At 68.1% G+C, this 19,485-nt stretch carries 11 protein-coding genes and 1 pseudogene; 8 read left to right on the top strand and 4 right to left on the bottom strand.

What is annotated here, in order from left to right; all coding sequences use genetic code 11:
- Positions 1-96, bottom strand: a pseudogene (locus ISF28_RS16565) (5-dehydro-4-deoxyglucarate dehydratase); the annotation flags it as partial.
- Positions 97-382: 286 nt separating this feature from the next.
- Here ISF28_RS16565 and ISF28_RS16560 point away from each other — a divergent pair.
- On the top strand, positions 383-3,292 hold the full coding sequence (locus ISF28_RS16560; protein ID WP_198118272.1) for a TonB-dependent receptor plug domain-containing protein: 2,910 nt from the start codon (positions 383-385) through the stop codon (positions 3,290-3,292).
- A gap of 7 nt (positions 3,293-3,299) precedes the next feature.
- On the opposite strand, the gene ISF28_RS16555 is transcribed toward ISF28_RS16560, so the two are convergent.
- Together ISF28_RS16555 and ISF28_RS16550 are read right to left on the bottom strand one after the other, a co-directional pair.
- Positions 3,300-4,049, bottom strand: a complete 750-nt coding sequence (locus ISF28_RS16555) for a FadR/GntR family transcriptional regulator (protein ID WP_198118271.1) — start codon at positions 4,047-4,049, stop codon at positions 3,300-3,302.
- A gap of 165 nt (positions 4,050-4,214) precedes the next feature.
- Entirely contained in the window at positions 4,215-5,024 is an 810-nt protein-coding gene (locus ISF28_RS16550) for an NAD-dependent epimerase/dehydratase family protein (RefSeq protein ID WP_198118270.1), read from the bottom strand.
- A 227-nt stretch (positions 5,025-5,251) separates the two neighbouring features.
- Between ISF28_RS16550 and ISF28_RS16545 the strand changes: the two genes are divergently transcribed.
- The 7 genes from ISF28_RS16545 to ISF28_RS16515 all read left to right on the top strand — a co-directional run bounded on the left by ISF28_RS16545 (position 5,252) and on the right by ISF28_RS16515 (position 18,919).
- Positions 5,252-8,176 carry a glycoside hydrolase family 2 protein gene (locus ISF28_RS16545; RefSeq protein WP_198118269.1) on the top strand — a complete coding sequence of 975 codons (2,925 nt, stop codon included), beginning with the start codon at positions 5,252-5,254 and terminating at the stop codon, positions 8,174-8,176.
- A 3-nt stretch (positions 8,177-8,179) separates the two neighbouring features.
- Positions 8,180-8,893 carry a GntR family transcriptional regulator gene (locus tag ISF28_RS16540; protein ID WP_198118268.1) on the top strand — a complete coding sequence of 238 codons (714 nt, stop codon included), beginning with the start codon at positions 8,180-8,182 and terminating at the stop codon, positions 8,891-8,893.
- Positions 8,894-9,152: 259 nt separating this feature from the next.
- On the top strand, positions 9,153-12,869 hold the full coding sequence (locus ISF28_RS16535) for a TonB-dependent receptor (protein WP_198118267.1): 3,717 nt from the start codon (positions 9,153-9,155) through the stop codon (positions 12,867-12,869).
- A gap of 2 nt (positions 12,870-12,871) precedes the next feature.
- Positions 12,872-16,180, top strand: a complete 3,309-nt coding sequence (locus tag ISF28_RS16530) for a DUF8487 domain-containing protein (protein WP_198118266.1) — start codon at positions 12,872-12,874, stop codon at positions 16,178-16,180.
- A gap of 122 nt (positions 16,181-16,302) precedes the next feature.
- Positions 16,303-17,349, top strand: a complete 1,047-nt coding sequence (locus tag ISF28_RS16525; RefSeq protein WP_198118265.1) for a family 43 glycosylhydrolase — start codon at positions 16,303-16,305, stop codon at positions 17,347-17,349.
- Positions 17,350-17,365: 16 nt separating this feature from the next.
- Positions 17,366-18,394 (top strand): glycoside hydrolase family 43 protein, encoded by a 1,029-nt coding sequence (locus ISF28_RS16520; protein WP_198118264.1) that lies wholly within the window; start codon positions 17,366-17,368, stop codon positions 18,392-18,394.
- A gap of 96 nt (positions 18,395-18,490) precedes the next feature.
- Positions 18,491-18,919, top strand: coding sequence for a hypothetical protein (locus ISF28_RS16515; protein WP_198118263.1), 429 nt, complete (start codon positions 18,491-18,493; stop codon positions 18,917-18,919).
- Here ISF28_RS16515 and ISF28_RS16510 read toward each other — a convergent pair whose 3' ends face one another.
- Positions 18,920-19,411: a phage regulatory CII family protein gene (locus ISF28_RS16510; RefSeq protein ID WP_198118262.1), complete on the bottom strand. Its 492-nt coding sequence runs from the start codon at positions 19,409-19,411 to the stop codon at positions 18,920-18,922. It abuts the gene before it with no gap.
- Positions 19,412-19,485: the final 74 nt, after the last annotated feature.

Raw genomic sequence — 19,485 nt, 5'->3', positions numbered from 1 at the left:
GGTGCTGGGGCGGAAATTGCCTTCGGCATCGAAGTCGGTGATGGGGAAGGACAGCAGGCCGGACGACATGACCTGTTTGAGTTCTTGCGGATTCATGGGGGCTCCAGAAAGAGGGCGTCGACGCAATGCAGTGACGATAATCGTCAGTCATCGTACAAGTCGATCGTGAAAAGGGCAAGGGAAAAATGGGGAGTCGTCTTGTCTGGATATGACGTCGGCATTGCTCGATTAATAAAAGTAATTGGACGGGTATTTACCGATCGATTAAAAATGCGAACCGTGCAATGATAGCGTTAACAGGTAGCGTTATCATCGCGCATCGCACCACTTGGAACAGCAGCAGAGGCACCGAACCATACCGACACAATAAAACGGAGACGATATGCCAACGCAGTTTCGCAAGACCCTGATCCAACTCGCCGTCGCCAGTGCATGCGGCGCTCTCGCCATCCCGGGCCACGCCCAGGAGGCCCAGGCCCCGGCCCCGGCGCCCGCCGCGGCCGACGGCGTCACGACCGTCGTCGTGTCCGGCTCGCGCATCGCGGCGCGCGGCTTCAGCCAGCCGACGCCGACGACGACCTTGACGGCGGACGACCTCGCCAAGGCCGCCAAGCCGAACCTGTTCGAAACCTTGATCGAATTGCCGGCCCTGCAGGGCAGCACGGGCCGCACGACCTTCACCTACAGCACGTCGAGCGGCGTCCAGGGATTGTCCTCGTTGTCGCTGCGCGGCCTCGGGACGATCCGGACCCTGACCCTGCTGGACGGCCAGCGCGTCGTCGGCGCCAACGTGACGGGCGTGACGGACGTGAGCCAGTTCCCGCAACTGCTCGTCAAGCGCGTCGACGTCGTCACGGGCGGCGCGTCGGCGTCGTACGGTTCGGATGCCGTGGGCGGCGTCGTCAACTTCATCACGGACAAGAAGTTCAACGGCTTCAAGTTCAACGCGGAAGGTGGGATGACCAAATACCACGACGACAAGAACGGCACGCTGCAGGCGGCGTGGGGCCGCGGCTTCGCGAACGACCGGCTGCACGTCGAGGTCAGTGGCGAATTCACGAAGGAGAACGGCATCGATTCGCCCGGCTTCGGCGAAGTCGGCGCGAACGGCCGCACCTGGTTCATGAACCCGGCCCTGCAGGAGTCCACGAAGGCGATGCAGGCCGCGGGCGCGCCCCGCTACAAGAGCATCCTGCATGCGCAGCACGTGCAGTACGCGAAGTACGGCCTGATCACGAGCGGCCCGCTGAAGGGCACGGCGTTCGGTCCGGGCGGCACGCCCCATCCGTTCCAGTACGGGACGAACTGCGTCGGCAACTTCTGCGTGGGCGGCGACCTGTCCGGCAGCGTGGGCGCGGGCACGAACCTCGCGATGGACCTCAAGCGCCAGGTCGCCTACACCCGGCTGTCGTGGGATCTCGACGCGGACAACGAGATCTACGTGACGGGCAACTGGGCGCAGGTGAAGTCCGTGTTCTCGCCGAACCCGGGCGCGGCCAAGCAGGCGAATCTCGGCATCAAGTGCGACAACGCCTACCTGCCGGCGTCGGTCGCGGCGGACTGCGCGTCCGGTTACCCGAACGGCGTGATGCAGGTCGGAACCGCGAACGCGGAATTCCCCGCCAATATCACCGTGCACCCGACGCGGACCCAGCGTCGCTTCGTGCTGGGCGCCGACGGCCGCTTCGGCCTGTTCGGCAAGGACTGGTCGTACGACGCGTACGCCGAGCACGGCGAGAACACGACCGTGCTGCGCGTGCGCGACATCACGCTCAACCGCCGCTACAACTACGCGATCGACGCCGTCCGCGACGCGAGCGGCAACGTCGTCTGCCGCGACGCCGCCGCGCGCGCCAACGGCTGCCAGCCGATCGACATCTTCGGCGACGTGCCGATCAATATGGCCGGCTGGTCGTACATCGCGCCGCTGAACGGGCCGCTGCAGCACACGGATTCGAGCCAGAACGTCGTCAGCGCCAACGTGCACGGCGACGTGCTCGAGGCCTGGGCCGGCCCGATCTCGATGGCGGCCGGCGCCGAGTGGCGCCGCGAGGATTACTCGGTGTACGGCGACCCGTACGGCGCCGGCGTCGACCTGCAGTCGCGCTACGGCCCCGATTATCCGCTCGACACGACGCTCGCGGCGGGTGGCGACAACTGGTTCGCGGGGAACTACCACAACGGCCGCGGCGCGTTCAACGTCAAGGAAGCCTATGTCGAGTTCAACGTTCCGTTCCTGAAATCCGCCGCGTGGGGCGAGGCCAACCTGAACGTGGCCGACCGCCAGGAGAAGTACAGCACGGCCGGCAACGCCAACGCGTGGAAGATCGGCGCGACGTGGAAGACGCCGGTCGACGGCCTGCGCCTGCGCGCCGTGAGCTCGAAGGACGTGCGCGCGCCGAACCTGTCGGAGCTGTATGCCGCGATGACGGTCACGAACCAGGCGGTGAACAATGCGCAAGGCTCGTCGGTCCAGGTCCAGCAGCGCAACGTCGGCAACCCGGACCTCGCGCCGGAGGTGGCCCGCAACAATTCGTTCGGCATCGTGCTGAGCCAACCGCGCTGGGCGCGCGGCTTCAACCTGTCGGTCGACTACTACGATATCAAGGTCAGGAACGTGATCAACTCGCTGGGCCCGCAACAGGAAGTCGACCTGTGCTACGCCGGTTACCAGAACGTGTGCGCGGCCGTGTCGATCAACGGTCCGGCCGGCACCAACTACGTGCTGGCGCAGAGCTTCAACTTCGCGTCGCTGCACACGCGCGGCGTGGACCTCGAGACCGCGTACCGCACGAACCTGCGCGACTACGGCCTGCCGGGCGCGTTCACGCTGCGCGGGATGGCCACGCGCACGATCCACTCGGTGTCCGACCCCGGCGTGCCCGGCACCACGCCGAGCGAAGGCGCGGGCGCCATGACGGGCAGCACGCCCAAGTGGAAGGCGCTGGTGACGGAATCGTGGGACGACGGCAAGCTGGGCGTCAGCCTGACGGAGCGCTGGGTCAGCGCCGGTGTGTTCAGCAATGAATTCATCGAATGCCAGACCGATTGCCCGTTGCCGACGGCGGCGCATCCGACCATCTACGACAACCACATCGCGGGCGCCACCTACGTCGACTTCGGCGCGACCTATCGTTTCGCCAAGGAGTCCATGCTGTACTTCAAGATCGACAACCTGGCCGACCGCGGCGCCGTCCTCGTCCCGCAGACCAACCTGAGCATCGGCATCAACCCGGGCATCTACGACGTGATTGGCCGGACCTATCGTGCCGGCGTGCGCATGACGTTCTGAACCCGGCCTATGCCGCCGGCTGCTCCTGCAGGCGCTGCTGCGCTTCGCGGAGCCGCTCGCGGCTGTTCGACAAATGGGTGCGCATGGCGGCGCGCGCCGCTTCCGGGTCGCGCCGCAGGATCGCCTTGTAGATGTCCTCGTGCTCGCGGTTGACCCGTTCCAGGTAGTCGGCCGGCTTGTCCTCGCCCAGGCCGGGCGTGTTCAGGCGGGCGCGCGGGATGATCGCGCTGCCCAGTTGGCCCAGCAGCTCGACGAAATAGCGGTTGTCCGTCGCTTCCGCGATCAGGTGGTGGAAGCGCACGTCGGCCTCGACGGACGTGCGGCCGTTCTCCAGCGCGTGCTGCATCTCGGCCAGCGCCTCGCCCATGCGCGCCACCTGTTCGTCGGTGCGGCGCGACGCGGCCAGCCACGCGGCTTCCGTCTCCATGCTGATGCGCAGCTCGAGGATCGCGAGCACGTCGCGCACCGTCACGACACTGTCTGTGCCGATGCCCAGCGTCGCCGCCGGCGGCTCGAGGACGAAGGTGCCGATGCCGTGGCGCGTCTGCACCAGGCCGGCCGCCTGCAGCTGCGAGATCGCCTCGCGCACGACGGTGCGGCTGACGCCGTAGGCTTCCATGATGGCCGATTCCGGCGGCAGCTTGTCGCCCGGGTTGAATTCGGAGCGGCGGATGCGGCCGCTGAGTTCTTCCACGACGCCCTGGGCGAGGTTGCGGTATTTCTTGCGGGCGGGCAGCAGGGCGGTCGGCGAGTTCATGCGGGCGGTGGCAAACAGTGGGTCCAGGACATGATTATAGCCGTGCGGATTCACTTGTCTGACAAGTTTGCAAAAAAAATGTGCACACGGCGCAGGTAGAGCCCGTGCCGGATGAGATCGGACGTCAGACGACATCCGGCGCGACGAGGCGCGCCGGACGGGCGTTTACGGCCGGTACTTCGGCCCGTTGTGCAGGAACACGCCGCCCTGGTAGAAGGTCGTGATGTCGTCGGCGGGCGGATACTCCACCGTGTCCGGCAGCTTGTGAGCGAACTGCTGCGAGCTGTCCTTCGGCCGGTAGCGCAGGAAGGCGGCGTGGCGGTCGTCCCACCAGCGGCCCTCGTTGTCGGAGATGCCGAACGTGATCGTGTGTCCCACGCGCGGTGCAGTGAGCGAGCGGTGCAGCAGCTGCACCAGGTCGTCGAGCGAGAGCCACGTCACCATCTGGCGGTAGTTGGTCGCTTCCGGCCAGCAGTAGCCGATGCGGATGCACACGGTCTCGACGCCGAAACGGTCCCAGTAATACCGCGACAGCGTCTCGCCGAACACCTTGGACACGCCGTAGTAGCCGTCCGCGCGCGGCGGCATGGTGGCGTCGACGAGGTCCGTCGTCTTGTACATGCCCATCGTGTGGTTGGTGCTGGCGAAGACGACGCGGCGGATGCCCAGCTTGTGCACGGCCTCGTACAGGTTGACCATGCCGAGGATGTTGGCCTGCATGATCGGCGCCCACTCTTCTTCGGTGGAGATGCCGCCGAAGTGCAGGATGGCGTCGACGCCTTCGCACATGCGCATGACGGCGTCGCGGTCGCCCAGGTCGCACAGTACGATCTCTTCGTGCGGCTCGGCCGGGCCGAAATCGGCCACGTCGGACAGGCGCACGATGTCGGCGAATTCGTGCAGGCGCGCGCGCAGGCGGCGGCCCAAGTTACCGGCGGCGCCGGTGAACAGGATGCGTTTGAATGGTTTCGTCATCGTTGTTTGCATTGATACGGGAAAGGAAAGGCGGACACGCGGTCGGCCCGCGTGCCGCCATGCTAACAGCCTTCCCGTGCCGTTGGCCAGTCCGTCGGGAGTCGGGCGCGCGGCCGGCGAACAGGCGCGGCGAACGCTCAGCAAGTTGAGTAATTGGGGCGGCCGCGCAAAGGCCGCAGATGCCGCTGCTAATATCTCAGCGACCGACATCTCTGCGTCCCGACGTCATGAACCTTCGTCTTGTCCTGCTGGCGGCGCTGGCCGCCGCCGCGCCGGCGCACGCCGCGCGCGCGCTGTACGATTTCAATCCCGGCTGGAAGCTGGACGTCGGCGACCCGCCGGACGCCGCGCGCCCCGGCTTCGACGACGGCGCGTGGAAGGCCGTCACCCTGCCGCATGCGTGGAACGAGGACGACGCGTTCCGCAAGGACATCGCCGACCTGTCGACCGGCATCGCGTGGTATCGCAAGCATTTCAAGGTGCCCGGCCTGAAGCCGGGCGGCAAGGCGTTCCTCGAATTCGAAGGGGCGCGCCAGGCGGCCGAGGTGTTCGTCAACGGCAAGCGCTTGGGACTGTACGAGAACGGCGTCAATGCGTTCGGTGTCGACATCTCGGACGTGCTCGTCGCCGGCGAGAATGTCGTGGCCGTCCGCACCGACAACCGCTGGGACTACCGCGAGCAGGCGACGGGCCAGCGCTTCCAGTGGAACGACAAGAATTTCTACGCCAATTACGGCGGCTTGCCGAAAAACGTGCACCTGCACGTGATGGAGCCGGTCTACCAGACGCTGCCCCTGTACGCGAGCCTCGGCACGACGGGCGTGTACGTGTATGCGCGCGACTTCGACATCGCGCACGGCAGGGCGACCGTCCACGCCGAATCGCAGGTGCGCAACGCGTCCGGGAAGCCGCAACGGGTCGCGTACGACGTCGAGCTGCGCGACCGCGACGGCAAGCCCGTCGCGCACTTCGCGGCGCCGGCGCAAGCGATCGCGCCCGGCGCCACGGTCACGTTGAAGGCGAGCGCCCCCGTCGCGGGCCTGCATTTCTGGAGCTGGGGCTATGGCTATCTGTACGACGTCGTGACGACCCTGAAGGTCGACGGCAAGCCGCTCGACGCCGTGACGACCCGCACCGGCTTTCGCAAGACCGCTTTCGGCAACGGCATGATCGCGTTGAACGACCGCGCGATCCAGGTGCACGGCTATGCGCAGCGCACGACGAACGAATGGCCCGCGGTGGGCAGCGCCGTGCCCGCGTGGCTGTCCGATTACAGCAATGGCCAGGCGCTGGCGAGCAATGCGAACCTGATCCGCTGGATGCACGTGACGCCGTGGAAGCAGGACGTCGAATCGCTCGACCGACTGGGCCTGATGGAGGCGATGCCGGCCGGCGATTCGGAGGGCGACGTCAAGGACCGCCGCTGGGGCCAGCGCCTGGAGGCGATGCGCGACGCCATCGTCTACAACCGCAACAACCCGAGCATCGTGTTCTACGAGGCCGGCAACAAGGGCGTCGGCGCGGACCACATGCGCGCAATGAAGGCGCTGCGCGACGAATTCGATCCGTACGGCGGCCGCGCGGCCGGCAGCCGCGAGATGCTGAGCCGGGAACTGCGGGGCATCGCGGAATACGGCGGCGAGATGCTGTACATAGACAAGAGCGCGGGCATGCCGATGTGGGCGATGGAGTATTGCCGCGACGAGGCGCTGCGCAAGTACTGGGATGAACTCAGCCCGCCTTACCACAAGGACGGCGACGGCCCGCCGTACCGCGGCCAGGACGCGAGCGTCTACAACCGCAACCAGGACAGCTTCGCCGTCGAGGACGTCCTGCGCTGGTACGACTATTGGCGCGAGCGGCCGGGCACCGGCACGCGCGTGTCCAGCGGCGGCGTGAACATCGTGTTCTCGGACTCCAACACGCACCACCGCGGCGCCGAGAACTACCGCCGCAGCGGCGAGGTCGACGCCATGCGCATCCCGAAAGAGGCGTGGTACGCGCACCAGGTGATGTGGGACGGCTGGGTGGACGTCGAGCACCCGCGCGCCCACATCATCGGGCACTGGAACTACCCGGCGGGGACGGTCAAGCCGGTCACCGTCGTCTCCAGCGCGGATCACGTGAAGCTGTTCCTGAACGGGAAAGAGGTGGGGCCGGCGGTGCAGCGCGCGCGCTTCCTGTTCACCTTCGACCAGGTGGCGTGGGCGCCGGGCGAACTCAGGGCGGTCGGCTACGACGCGCACGGCACGCAGGTGTGCGCGACGACCCTGGCGACGGCCGGCGCCCCGGCCGCGCTCCGCCTGACGCCCATCGTGTCGCCGCAGGGCCTGCGCGCCGACGGCGCCGACATGGCGCTCGTGCAGGTGGAGGTCGTCGATGCCGCCGGCCGCCGCAACCCGCTGGCGCTGGACCTGGTCGACTTCGACGTGGAGGGCCCGGCCGAATGGCGCGGCGGGATCGCGCAGGGGCCGGACAATTTCATCCTCGCGCATGCGCTGCCCGTCGAAGGCGGCGTCAATCGCGTGCTGCTGCGCACCACGCCCGCGGCCGGCCGCATCGTGATCCGCGCCCGCGCCAGGGGACTCGCGCCGGCCGAGCTGACCCTGGTGTCGGCGCCGGTCGCCGTGCAGGACGGGCTGGCCGCGCTTGCGCCCGCGCCGTCCGCGCACCTGGACCGCGGCCCGACCCCGGCCACGCCGTCGTTCACGGTGTCGCGCGTGGCCGTGCCGGTGGCGTCGGTCGACGCGCCGGACGGGATGCGCTCCATCGACGACGACGAGACGACCGCCTGGACGAGCCGGCCCGGCGCCGCGCCCGCGATCGCGTACACCTTGGCGCGGCCGGCGCGCCTGGCGGAAGTGGTGCTGAAGCTGACGGGCTGGCGCGAGCGCCGTTATCCGCTCCGGATCGACGTGGACGGCCAGGAAGCGTGGCGCGGCGTGACGCCGACGAGCCTGGGGTACGTGACGCTGCCGTTGAAGCCCGTCCTGGGCCGCACCGTGCGCGTCACGCTGGAAGGCCGCGCGGAGGAGGGCGGCGGGATGCGCCTGACGGAGGTCGCCAACCAGGCGAATACGGCGACGGGGACCCGCGGCGTGCCGGCGTCCACGCTGTCCATCGTCGAGGCGGAGTTCTACGAGAGGCCGTGACCGATGAGCGCCGGCGCCGTCCCGTTCCGCCTGAACCGTGCGCGCAGCGCGACCGAGCAGGTGTTCGAGCACCTGCGCGCGCAGATCGTCGGCCTGACCTTGAAGCCGGGCACGGTGCTGGCGCGGCCCGCGTTGTGCGACTACTTCCAGCTGTCGCAAAGCCCGATCCGCGAGGCGCTGCTGCGGCTGGAGGAAGAGCGCCTCGTCGACATCTATCCCCAGCACCAGACGCGGGTGCGCGCGATCGACCTGGCGGCCGCGCGCCAGGCGCATTTCTTCCGCTTGTCCGTGGAACTGGAGATCGCGTGGGTGCTGGCGCGGGCGCCCAGGGTCGCGCTGGGCCAGCAGTTGACGGACATCGTCGCGCGCCAGCGCGGTTGCCTGGAGGCCGGCGACTTCGAACGGTTCACGCGCATCGACATGGCCTTCCACAAGCGCATGTACGATGCGTCCGAACTGCCGGACCTGTGGGCGATGATGCGCAGCTGCAGCGGCAACCTGGACCGCCTGCGCCGGCTGCACCTGCCGCTGAACGGCAAGGCGCTGTCGATCCTGCGCCAGCACGACCGGATCGCGCGCTGCATCGCCGAGGGCGACGCGGCCGGCGCCCAGCGCGCCGTGCGCCAGCACTTGTCCGGCACCCTGCAGGCACTGGACGAGCTGCGTGCGCGCTTCCCCGACATGCTGCTGCCGGCGGATTATGCGCCCGGGCGCTGACGCGTTGCGATAACCGGCGCCGCGACGAACCCGCAAAACCGCGCAAAATCGGCATCGCAATCGCGCCGTTGAGCGAAACCTGTGTCGATTGCGCACACGCTTCGCTCACTTCGATGAGTATTTCCCAGTGATATATCACAGCGCCTGCCCATCATCCTACACTGTTCCCACGCCGATGAGTCGACGACCGCAGCATCAGAACAGCGGCGCCGCCGCGAAAAAAACAGACCGCACAGCGCGGTCCACCTAGGAGACAGACATGCACGACATCCGAACAGTCATCCGTCCCACACGCCTCGCCTACGCCGTCTCGCTGGCGCTCGCCTCGTTGATGGCGAGTCCCGGCGCGCTGGCGCAGGACACACCGCCGGCGCAGGACGCGACCAATGCGCAGGCGCCCGGCACCGCGGCCGGCAGCGGCACGGCCGCGGCCGCGCAGGGCAACCACGCGGTCGCGGCCGGGATCGCGACGGTGATCGTGTCGACCCGCAAATCGCAGCAATCGTCGATCGCCCGCAAGAAGAACGCGGCCACCGCGATCGATTCGATCGTGGCGGAAGACGTCGGCTCGCTGCCGGACCGGAACATCGGCGAGGCGATCTCGCGCATGGCCGGCGTCGCGCTGGACCGCGGCGACTTCGGTGAGGGCGTCACCGTCGCCGTGCGCGGCAACGGCCCGGACCTGACCCGCGTCGAGATCGACGGCATGGCCGTGCAGTCGGCGAACAGCGTCGGGCCCGGCACCAGCGGCCGCGGCAGCGAGTTCCGCCAGCTGTCGGCGGACCTGATCAAGAGCGTGGACGTGGTCAAGGGCTCGACGGCCGACATGGTCGAGGGCTCGCTGGGCGGCGGCATCATCATCAAGACGCGCACGGGCCTGGATTTCAAGGAGCCGTTCGCCGCCGTCCGGGTGTCCGGCACCACCAATAACCTGAACAAGAAGTGGGAGCCGGACACCAACGTCATCCTGACGCGCAAGTTCATGGACAACCGCCTGGGCGTGATCCTGAACGCGTCGAAGTCGACGGCCCAGAACGAGCAGCACCAGATGCAGGTCGCGACCAGTGCGAACGCGGGTTATGCCCGCGCGATCGACTTCGACAACTCGCCGGACAAGACCTTCACCTACAATCCGTCGACCTTGAACATGGCGGATCCGGCGTCGACGACGCCGGCCGGCCCGGCGCTCGGGTCGGTAGGCATCTACCCGTACACGAGCGGCACCGGCAGCTACATGACGGCGACGCCCCAGGAGATCCTGACCAAGTCGGCCGCGGCCAAGACCAAGGCCGAATGCTACGCGGCCTTCCCGCAGCTGACCACCGCCGACGCCACGCTGAAGAACCTGAGCTCGACGAACCGCAACAACGCGGTGAACGAGCGCCAGAACGAATTGATCAGCTGCCTGAACCAGTGGAACGACTACACGCCTTCGCTGGTCCGCAACAAGGTCCAGACGGAGATCGACAAGCGCCAGGACCTCGACCTGCGCGGCGACTTCAAGGTCAACCGCGAACTGACCGTCTACCTCAAGGGCAGTTATTCGAAACGGGCGACCGAGAACAACACGTCCTTCCTCAACCTGGGCGGCATGAACGTCAACGTGGCCTCGACCTTCGCGGACAAGAACGGCGTGCGCGCGGTCGTCCCCGGCCTGAGCAACTACTATTTGTACCCGACCACGACCAGCTACCTGGCCAACGGCCCGGCGGTACAGGGCGCCGTCACCAACGTCGACCCGGCATCCGTCACCGTCGACGCCAGCCACCACGTCACCAGCTTCGGCATCAGCGACGGCAGCGCGGGCGTCGACCAGATCTTCCAGAAGGCGTCGACCGTGACCCGGTACTTCCAGACCGGCGGCGAATGGCGGCGCGGCGGCCTGACGGCCGAGTGGCTGGTCGGCGACGCCAAGTCGAAGTACGCGAGCGAGCAATTCCGCACCACGTTCGCCACCCACTACGGCGCGGCCCAGCTGACCGCGCAGCCGAACGGGCTGTGGACGTACAGCTTCCCGTCCGGCTCCAACTTCAACCTGTACAATCCGGCCAACTACGTGCAACTGGTGCAGCAGGCGGCGTCCAAGGCCGTCAACGCCAGCAGCACCACCATCCACGGCGTGCCGGCGTATTCGACCGCACAGCAGCCGCTGGTCACCTTCTCGCAGCCGCAGCTCACCTACAACCCGTCGGTGGGCGAAACCGGGGAACGCACGGCCAAGGCCGACGTCACGTGGGCGACCCCGGAGTCGGTTCCCTTCTTCACCCGATTCAAGACCGGCTTCAACTTCCGCGACACGCGCTACTACTACCCCGGCGCCTACGGCAACGGCTACCAGGCGAGCACGGATCCGAACGTCTGGGTCCAGCCGTCGATCGTCCGCAGTTCCCTGGTCGGATGCCAGGACACCCCGGGATCGCTGGGCGCCGGCGGCAACAAGTGCCAGTACGGCTTCGTGCAGGGCAATTCGTACAACCGCCTGGGTTCCGGCACCGTGACCGTCACGCCGCAGCAGTTCCAGGACATCATCGCGCAGTCGCTCACGGGGAATATCACGCAGACCCGGTTCTTCAACGGCGCCAACGGCGAATTCGGCAGCGCCCTGACCAACTGGCCGAACATCGACGTGCAGAAGGTGTTCCAGCTGTCCGGCGTCCCGAACGCCAACCTGAACTGCATCTACAGCTGCGTGGGGTCGGACGGCAAGACCTACGAGCAGCCGGGAACGCGCATGAGCGAGCGCTCCGAGGCGCTGTACCTGATGGGCGACTTCAACATCGACCATATCCCGTTCACGAGCCGCGCGCTGCCGTTCGGCTGGCAACTGGAAGGCAATCTGGGTTATCGCTACATCCGCACCAAGGTGCACGGCGTGGGCCAGATGTCGTTCGAGTCGATCACGAAGAACGCCAACTTCGACCCCCTCAATCCGGGTTCGCCGAACGGCGTCGACGACGTCACGGTGACGACCAACACGGCGATCGACGCCACCACCCACGACTTCCTGCCGATCTATAACTTGGCCATGTGGTTCGTACCGGACCAGCTCGTGCTGCGCTACAACCGCGCCCGCACGGTGGCGCGCCCGCCGGTGAATTACCTGCTGCCGCAGGGCCTGTGCCGCTACGACGAGCGCCTGAGCGAAGACGACAGCCAGCGCTGCACGTCGAAGATCGGCAACCCGGCCCTGCAGGCCCAGAAGAACCTGAACCAGAACTGGAGCGCCGAGTACTATCCGAACAAGGACACGATGTTTTCGCTGTCCTACTTCAAGCAGAAAGGGATCATCGGCCCGGCCATCGTGCAGTCGTCCAACGGCACGCTGGGCATGGCGTTGACCGACCCGACCACCGGCCAGGCGCTGACCAACTTGCCGTTCTCGTTCTCGACGTACCAGAACGGCGTGCCGACGACCCGTACCGGCTGGGAGTTCGGCACCAAGGCCGCGTTCACGTTCCTGCCTGGCCTCCTGGGCAATTTCGGCTTCGACGGCAACTACACGAAACTCGGTTCGGTCACGTCCACGCAGAACATCGTCGACCTGTTGACCGGCACCCCGATGCCGCCGCTGCGCGAATCGAAGTTCCAGTACAACTGGGCGCTGTGGTACGACGACGGCCGCTTCCAGGCGCGCATCGCGGTGCAGGGCGTGGCGAGCTACTTCGCCAACATCGCGGGCTGGACGGGCAATGCGTTGAACAACTACCCGAACGCCAGCGGCAACACGCGTCCGCCGGCCTACAATCCGGGCTCGCCGAACTTCAAGGACGCGACCCGCTACGTCGACGCGAAGGTCAGCTACAAGATCACCCCGAACGTCGAGGTGTTCCTGGAAGGCCGCAACTTGAACAACGCCGCGATCAGCGACAGCCAGGGTTCCTACGTGCCGTTCTCCAGCGGCGCCCCGAGCATCCTGGACTACAGCTACGCCGGCCGCCGCATCATGGCGGGCGCCAACTTCCGGTTCGGCGGTTGACGATGACGTTGGGCCGCCTCGTCGCGGCCGGCCTGCTGGCCGGCGCGGCGTCCGCGCATGCCGCCGACGTGCTGGACCTGGCCGGCGACTGGCGCTTCGCGCTCGACCGCGCCGACGCCGGCGTGGCCGAGCACTGGGACGAGCGCGCGCTGCCGGACCGGATCCGCATCCCCGGCATCCTCAACGCGCAGGGCTACGGCGACGCGGTCACGGCGCAGACGCCGTGGGTGCTGTCGCTGTACGACAAGCACTGGAACCTGCGCGCGGACTACCGGGCGTACACGGCGCCGGGCGACGTCAAGGTGCCGTTCCTGAGCCAGCCCCCGCGCCACTACCTGGGCGCCGCCTGGTACCAGCGCGACGTCGACGTGCCGCGGACCTGGGCCGGCAAGCACGTGGTGCTGCACCTGGAGCGGCCCCGCTGGGGCTCGAGCGCATGGATCGACGGCCGCGCGCTCGGCTCCAACCTGAGCCTCGTGGCGCCGCACGACTACGACGTCGGCCTGCTGGCGCCGGGCCGGCACCGCGTGACGGTGCGCGTCGATTCGCGCGTGCTGATGGCGTACCGGCCCGACTCGCACAGCATCTCCGATTCGCTGGGCATGAGCTGGAACGGCATCGTCGGCAAGACCGAGCTGCGGGCGACGTCGCCGGTGTACATCGACGACGCGCAGGTCTTTCCGGACGTCGCCGATCGCAGCGTGCTCGTGAAGGTCAAGGTCAAGGTCGGCAACGGCAACGGCGGCGGCGGCCGGGCCGGGCAGGGGACGCTGTTCGCGAACGGGCACGGCATCCCCGTGCGCTGGACGGCGCAGGGCGGCAGCGCCGAGCTGCGCGTGCAATATCCGAAGGACGCGCCGACGTGGGACGAATTCCATCCCGTGCTGCAGAAGCTGAAGCTGCGCCTGGCCGGCCCCGGCGCGAACGATGCCCGTACCGTGTCGTTCGGCTTCGTGCAGGTGGCGGCGCGCGGCACCGACATCCTCGTCAACGGCCGCCCCGTATTCCTGCGCGGGACCCACCACGGCGGCGACTTCCCGCTCACCGGCTATCCGCCGACGGACGTCGCGTACTGGAAGAAGATCTTCGCCATCAACAAGGCGTGGGGCATCAACCACGTCCGCTTCCACTCGTTCACGCCGCCGGAAGCCGCGTTCCAGGCGGCCGACGAAACCGGCATCTACCTGCAGATCGAGCCCGGCATGTGGAACCGCTTCGAGCCCGGTTCCCCCATCGCGGCGATGCTGTTCGACGAGACGGAGCGCCTGATCCGCGCCTACGGCAACCACCCGTCGTTCCTCCTGCTGAGTCCCAGCAACGAACCGTCGGGCCACTGGAAGGACGTGTTCGGGCCGTGGATCGCGCGCTTCCGCGCGGAAGACCCGCGCCGCCTGTACACGAACGGCACGGGCCACACGGAACGCGTCGTGCCGGACCTCGACAAGGACACGGACTACCTGGCCGTGCAGCGCATCGGCCCCAAACCCCTGCGCAACAAGACGGGCTGGTTCGGCCGCGACTACGGCGCGTCGCTGGACGGCATCGCGGTACCCGTCATCGCCCACGAGATGGGGCAGTGGGTCGCGTATCCCGATTTTTCCGTCATCGACAAGTTCACCGGGTATCTGCGGCCCGGGAACTACGAGATCTTCCGCGATTCCGCGCGCCGCCACGGCGTGCTCGCGCGCGACCACGACTTCGCGCTCGCGTCCGGACAGTGGCAGCGCGCGTGCTACAAGGAAGAGATCGAGGCGGCGCTGCGCACGAAGGGCATGAGCGGCTACCAGCTGCTGGACCTGCATGACTATCTCGGCCAGGGCACGGCGCTCGTCGGCATCCTCGACACGTTCTGGGACGCGAAGGGCGATGCGACGCCGGAAGCGTTCCGCCGCTTCAACGGCCCGACGGTGCCGCTGGCCCGGCTCACGCATGCCGTGTTCACGACGGCGGATACGTTCGACGTCCCGGTCGAGATCGCGCACTACGGCCCGGCACCGCTGGCCGGCGCGCGGCCGTGGTGGCGCATCGAGGACGATGGCGGGCGCGCGGTCGCGCAAGGCCGGTTCGCCGCGCGCGACATCGCCATCGGCAAGAACATCCCGCTGGGCCGCGTCCAGGCTGACCTGGCCCGGCTGCCGGCGCCCGCGCACTACAAGCTCGTCGTGGGACTCGACGGCACCGCCGTCGCCAACGACTGGAACTTCTGGCTGTACCCGGACAAGGTCGACGCGGCCGTCCCCGCCGGCGTGCTGGTGACGCATGCGTGGCCGGAGGCCGAGGCCCGCCTCGCGCAGGGCGGCAGCGTCCTGTACCTGCCGCGCAAGGCGGACCTGGACTGGACGTCGCCGCCGCTCGCCGACGTCCCGGTGTTCTGGAACCGCCTGATGAATCCCGCCTGGTCGCGCATGCTGGGCCTGTGGGTCGACCGCGCCCACCCTGCGCTGGCCGGATTTCCGACGGCCGACCACATGGACTGGCAGTGGAGCGACCTCGTGCAAGGCGCGCGCGCGTTCAACCTGGCGCGCCTGCCGGCGGGCCTCATGCCGATCGTGCAGCCCATCGACGACTGGAACCGCAACTACCGTCTCGGTGCCGTGTTCGAGGCGACGGTGGGCGGCGGGCGCCTGCTCGTGTCGACGTTCGACCTGGAGACCCGGCTGGACGAGCGTCCCGCCGCGCGCCAGCTGCGCCGCTCGCTGCTGGACTACATGGCGGGCCCGCGTTTCCGGCCGGCGACGGCCGTCGATCCGGCCGCGCTGCGCGCCAGCCTGTTCGACACGCGCGTGATGAAGAAGCTCGGCGCGGTGGCCAGCGGCTGGCCGGACGCGGCGAACGTCGTCGACGGCGATCCGAACACGTACAGCCTCGTCGCGGTGAAGGGCGATGCGCCCCGTCCGCAGCCGGTGCTGACGATCGCCTTCGCCGCGGCCGTGCCGTTCGACGGTCTTGTGCTGATGCCGCGCCAGAACCAGCGCGACCACGAGGGCGACGTGCGCGAATGGCGGGTGGAGGCGAGCGACGACGGCCAGACCTGGCGCGACGTGGCGCGGCCGACGCTTGCTTCGACGTTCGATCCGCAGACCGTGCGGTTCGACCGGACCGTCACCGCGCGCTGGCTGCGGCTGACGTCCCTGTCCGGCTTCGGCCCGGACCGCGCCAGCGCGCTGGCCGACGTCGCCGTCATGTACACGGGCCCCGCGCTGCCGGACGAAGCGGGCGAGCTCGAATACCAGCGCTCGCGTTCGGCGTCGGCGGACGTCGACGAGGCGGGCATGGACGACGGGCCGCGCAGGGCGCGCAAGCAGAGGTAGTTCGTCCGCCATGCGCAAAAGGTATCGGTCGCGCGAAAAATTTCATTGGTCGGCCAGGCGAGCGCCGCCTATGATCCCTGCGGTTGACCGCGGACCGAGACCGCGCGCATGAAGGAGACGATGTGTTAGCCACGTTGCGGCCGCTCGCGGCCATGTCCGCGGCCCTGTTGTTGACGCTGGCCGGCGTCGCGGGGTGCGCGGCGGAGCGCGCCGTGCCGCCCGGCGCGGTCGCCGCCAAGCCCCTGTTCCGCGACCCCGTGTACGACGGCGCCGCCGATCCGACCCTCGTGTGGAACGCGGCGCGCAAGCGCTGGTGGATGTTCTACACGAACCGGCGCGCGACGGCGCAGGGGCTGCCGGGCGTGTCGTGGGTGCACGGCACGCGCATCGGCATTACCGAGTCGGCGGACGGCGGCGCGCACTGGACCTATGTCGGCACGGCCGACGTCGAGCTGCCGCCGGAACTGGGCGGCAACGAGTCAACGCAGTGGGCGCCCGACGTCGTGCGCGCCGGCGACGGCACGTATCACATGTTCCTGACGGTCGTGCCGGGCGTGTTCACGGACTGGGGGCACCCGCGCGTGATCGTGCACCTCACGAGCACCGACCTGCGCACGTGGCGCCATCCCGTCAAGATCCCGCTCGCTAACGACAAGGTGATCGACCCGTCGCTGGCCCGTTTGCCGGACGGGACCTGGCGCATGTGGTACAACAACGAACGCGATGGCAAGACCATCTACTACGCCGACAGCCCCGACCTCGAGCACTGGACCGACCGGGGTCTCGCCGTCGCCCAGCGCGGCGAAGGGCCCAAGGTGTTCCGCTGGCATGACGCGTGGTGGATGATCGTCGACGTGTGGCATGGCCTGGCCGTGTTCCGCTCCGACGACGCGCTGACGTGGAAGAAGCAGGCCGCCACCTTGCTGGAGCAGCCGGGCCATGGGCTTGAGGACGGCGTGATGGGCGGGCACGCGGACGTCGTCGTCAGCGGCGGCCGCGCGTGGGTGTTCTATTTCGTCCATCCCGGCAGGCGGGGCCCGGACGCGAAACGCGACGGTCTTGAACAGCGCCGCAGCCTGATCCAGGTGAGCGAATTGATCGAAGAAGGCGGCATCGTGCGCACGGATCGCGACGCGCCGGTGCACATCCGGCTCGATCCGCCGGCATAATTTTTTGGGAGATCCGATGGTCCGCTTTACCTTCCGCGCCTTGCCGGCGCTGGCCCTGTGCCTCGCCGCCGCGTGCGCGCCCGCCCGCGCGGGCGAACCCGTGTTCCACAATCCGCTCGTGCTGCAGCGCGCCGACCCGCAGGTCAGCCTGCAGCCGGACGGCTGGTACTACTTCACGGCGACGGTGCCCGAGTACGACCGCATCGAGATCCGCCGCGCCCGGTCGCTCGACGACCTGGGGGCGGCGCCGGCCAAGACCGTGTGGCGCAAGCACGCGACGGGCGTCATGGGCGCGCACATCTGGGCGCCGGAAATGCACCGCATCGACGGCAAGTGGTACATCTATTTCACGGCCGGCAGCGCCGAGCATCCGTGGGAAATCCGCCTGTACGCGCTGGAAAATGCGTCCGCCGACCCGTTCACCGGCGAATGGGTGGAGCGCGGCCAGGTCAAGACCGGCTGGGAATCGTTCTCGCTGGACGCCACCACGTTCGAACACCGCGGCCAGCGCTACCTCGTGTGGACGCAGACGGCGCCGGACGGGAGCAAGGGCACCAACATCTACATCGCGAAGATGAAGACGCCGCTGTCGATCGAGGGCCCGGCCGTGCTGCTGTCGAAACCGGAATATGCATGGGAGAAGGTGAAGTTCGCCGTGGACGAGGGCCCGGCCGTGCTGGACAGCCACGGCCGCGTATTCATCACGTTTTCGGCGAGCGCCACGGATGAGAACTACTGCCTCGGCATGACCAGCGCGCCGGCGAACGCCGACCTGCTCGATCCGAAGTCGTGGACCAAGCTGCCGCAGCCCGTCTTTCGGAGCAGCGCAAAGAACGGCCAATGGGGCCCGGGCCATAATTCGTTCACGACGACGCCCGACGGCAAGACCGACGTGCTGGTCTACCACGCGCGCAACTACCGCGAGATCCAGGGCGATTCGCTGCACGATCCGAACCGCAACACGCGCGCCCAGGTCATCCACTGGCGTGCCGACGGCATGCCGGATTTCGGCGAACCCGTCGCGGACAACCCGCGGTCCCGGTAAAGCGATCGTTGCTTTACCGCCCGGCACACTGGCATTGTGACCGGAAATTCTGGTATTGTTGTCGCCGTCTTAACAAAAACACGGACGGAGGTCACGATGAACGGTGCGGGCGGAACGAGTGGGGGAACGGGCCAGTTTTTCCTCGGGCTCATCCTGATGTGCGGGGGCTTCTACCTGCTGCTCAACAGCGTCGAGGTCAGTTCCAGCTTCGGCCTGGGCACGCGCCTGTTCGGCGTGGGCGGCTACGGCATCACGGGCGGGATCGTCCTGATCCCCCTCGTGATCGGCATCGCCATGATCTTCTACGACGCCAGGAGCGCCTTCGGCTGGCTGCTGGCGGTCGGCGCGTTCGCCGCGCTGGTGTTCGGCGTGATCGCGTCCGTGAACATGGCGCTGCGCACGATGCCCGCGTTTGAACTCATCTGCATCCTCGCGCTGGCGTTCGGCGGCCTCGGTCTGTTCCTGCGGTCGCTGCGCAGCGCGGCCCGGGACGAAGCGGCGGCAGCGGGCCGCGTGCGTTCCTGATCAGCGGATGCCCGCCCCGGTCTCCTGGCGCAGACGTGCGCGCCAGGCGCCCAGCGCGGACAGCGCGGCATGGAATTTACGTTCGATCAGGTCGGCCTCGGCCGGGGTGACGGTGCCGTCGAGCAGGGCGCTCGACACCGCCTCGGCCACGGCGCCGACGTCGCTCATCACGCGGCATACCGTTTGCGACAGGTCGTCCTGGCGCGCCGCCTCCGGCTGCGGCACGACGAAGGCCGCCATCCCGTGGCGCACCAGCAGCGCGTGCAGCGGCAGGTGCGCGTCCGGCACGCCGGCCTTGTGGCAGCACTCGACGATCAACGACACCTCTTCGAACGACGGGTAGTGCGACGCGATCGTCGGCGACAGTTTATTGCGCAGCACATTCGCCGACATGCCCAGCTCGCGTGCGAGCGCATCGATGCCGCCCGGGTACTTGCGCGCGATCGTGTACAACGCGTCGTGCTGGTTCATGTCGAGGTAACGGCGGGTCATGGTAATCCTTTGCTAATTTCACCGATGCGTGCGACCATCCGGGTCGTTATGCTCATTCTAACTTTCGATCGCTT

The organism is Massilia rhizosphaerae, from assembly GCF_016093545.1.
GTDB lineage: Bacteria > Pseudomonadota > Gammaproteobacteria > Burkholderiales > Burkholderiaceae_D > Telluria > Telluria rhizosphaerae.
Note: the sequence above shows the minus strand (reverse complement) of the source record. Positions and strands in the feature narration are given on the sequence as shown.

Excerpts from the sequence above, each read along its gene's own strand:
- ISF28_RS16555 (WP_198118271.1), bottom strand. The coding sequence starts at position 4,049 with ATGAACTCGCCGACCGCCCTGCTGCCCGCCCGCAAGAAATACCGCAAC.
- ISF28_RS16510 (WP_198118262.1), bottom strand. The coding sequence starts at position 19,411 with ATGACCCGCCGTTACCTCGACATGAACCAGCACGACGCGTTGTACACG.
- ISF28_RS16530 (WP_198118266.1), top strand. The coding sequence starts at position 12,872 with ATGACGTTGGGCCGCCTCGTCGCGGCCGGCCTGCTGGCCGGCGCGGCG.
- ISF28_RS16540 (WP_198118268.1), top strand. The coding sequence starts at position 8,180 with ATGAGCGCCGGCGCCGTCCCGTTCCGCCTGAACCGTGCGCGCAGCGCG.
- ISF28_RS16515 (WP_198118263.1), top strand. The coding sequence starts at position 18,491 with ATGAACGGTGCGGGCGGAACGAGTGGGGGAACGGGCCAGTTTTTCCTC.
- ISF28_RS16545 (WP_198118269.1), top strand. The coding sequence starts at position 5,252 with ATGAACCTTCGTCTTGTCCTGCTGGCGGCGCTGGCCGCCGCCGCGCCG.
- ISF28_RS16535 (WP_198118267.1), top strand. The coding sequence starts at position 9,153 with ATGCACGACATCCGAACAGTCATCCGTCCCACACGCCTCGCCTACGCC.
- ISF28_RS16560 (WP_198118272.1), top strand. The coding sequence starts at position 383 with ATGCCAACGCAGTTTCGCAAGACCCTGATCCAACTCGCCGTCGCCAGT.
- ISF28_RS16520 (WP_198118264.1), top strand. The coding sequence starts at position 17,366 with ATGGTCCGCTTTACCTTCCGCGCCTTGCCGGCGCTGGCCCTGTGCCTC.
- ISF28_RS16550 (WP_198118270.1), bottom strand. The coding sequence starts at position 5,024 with ATGACGAAACCATTCAAACGCATCCTGTTCACCGGCGCCGCCGGTAAC.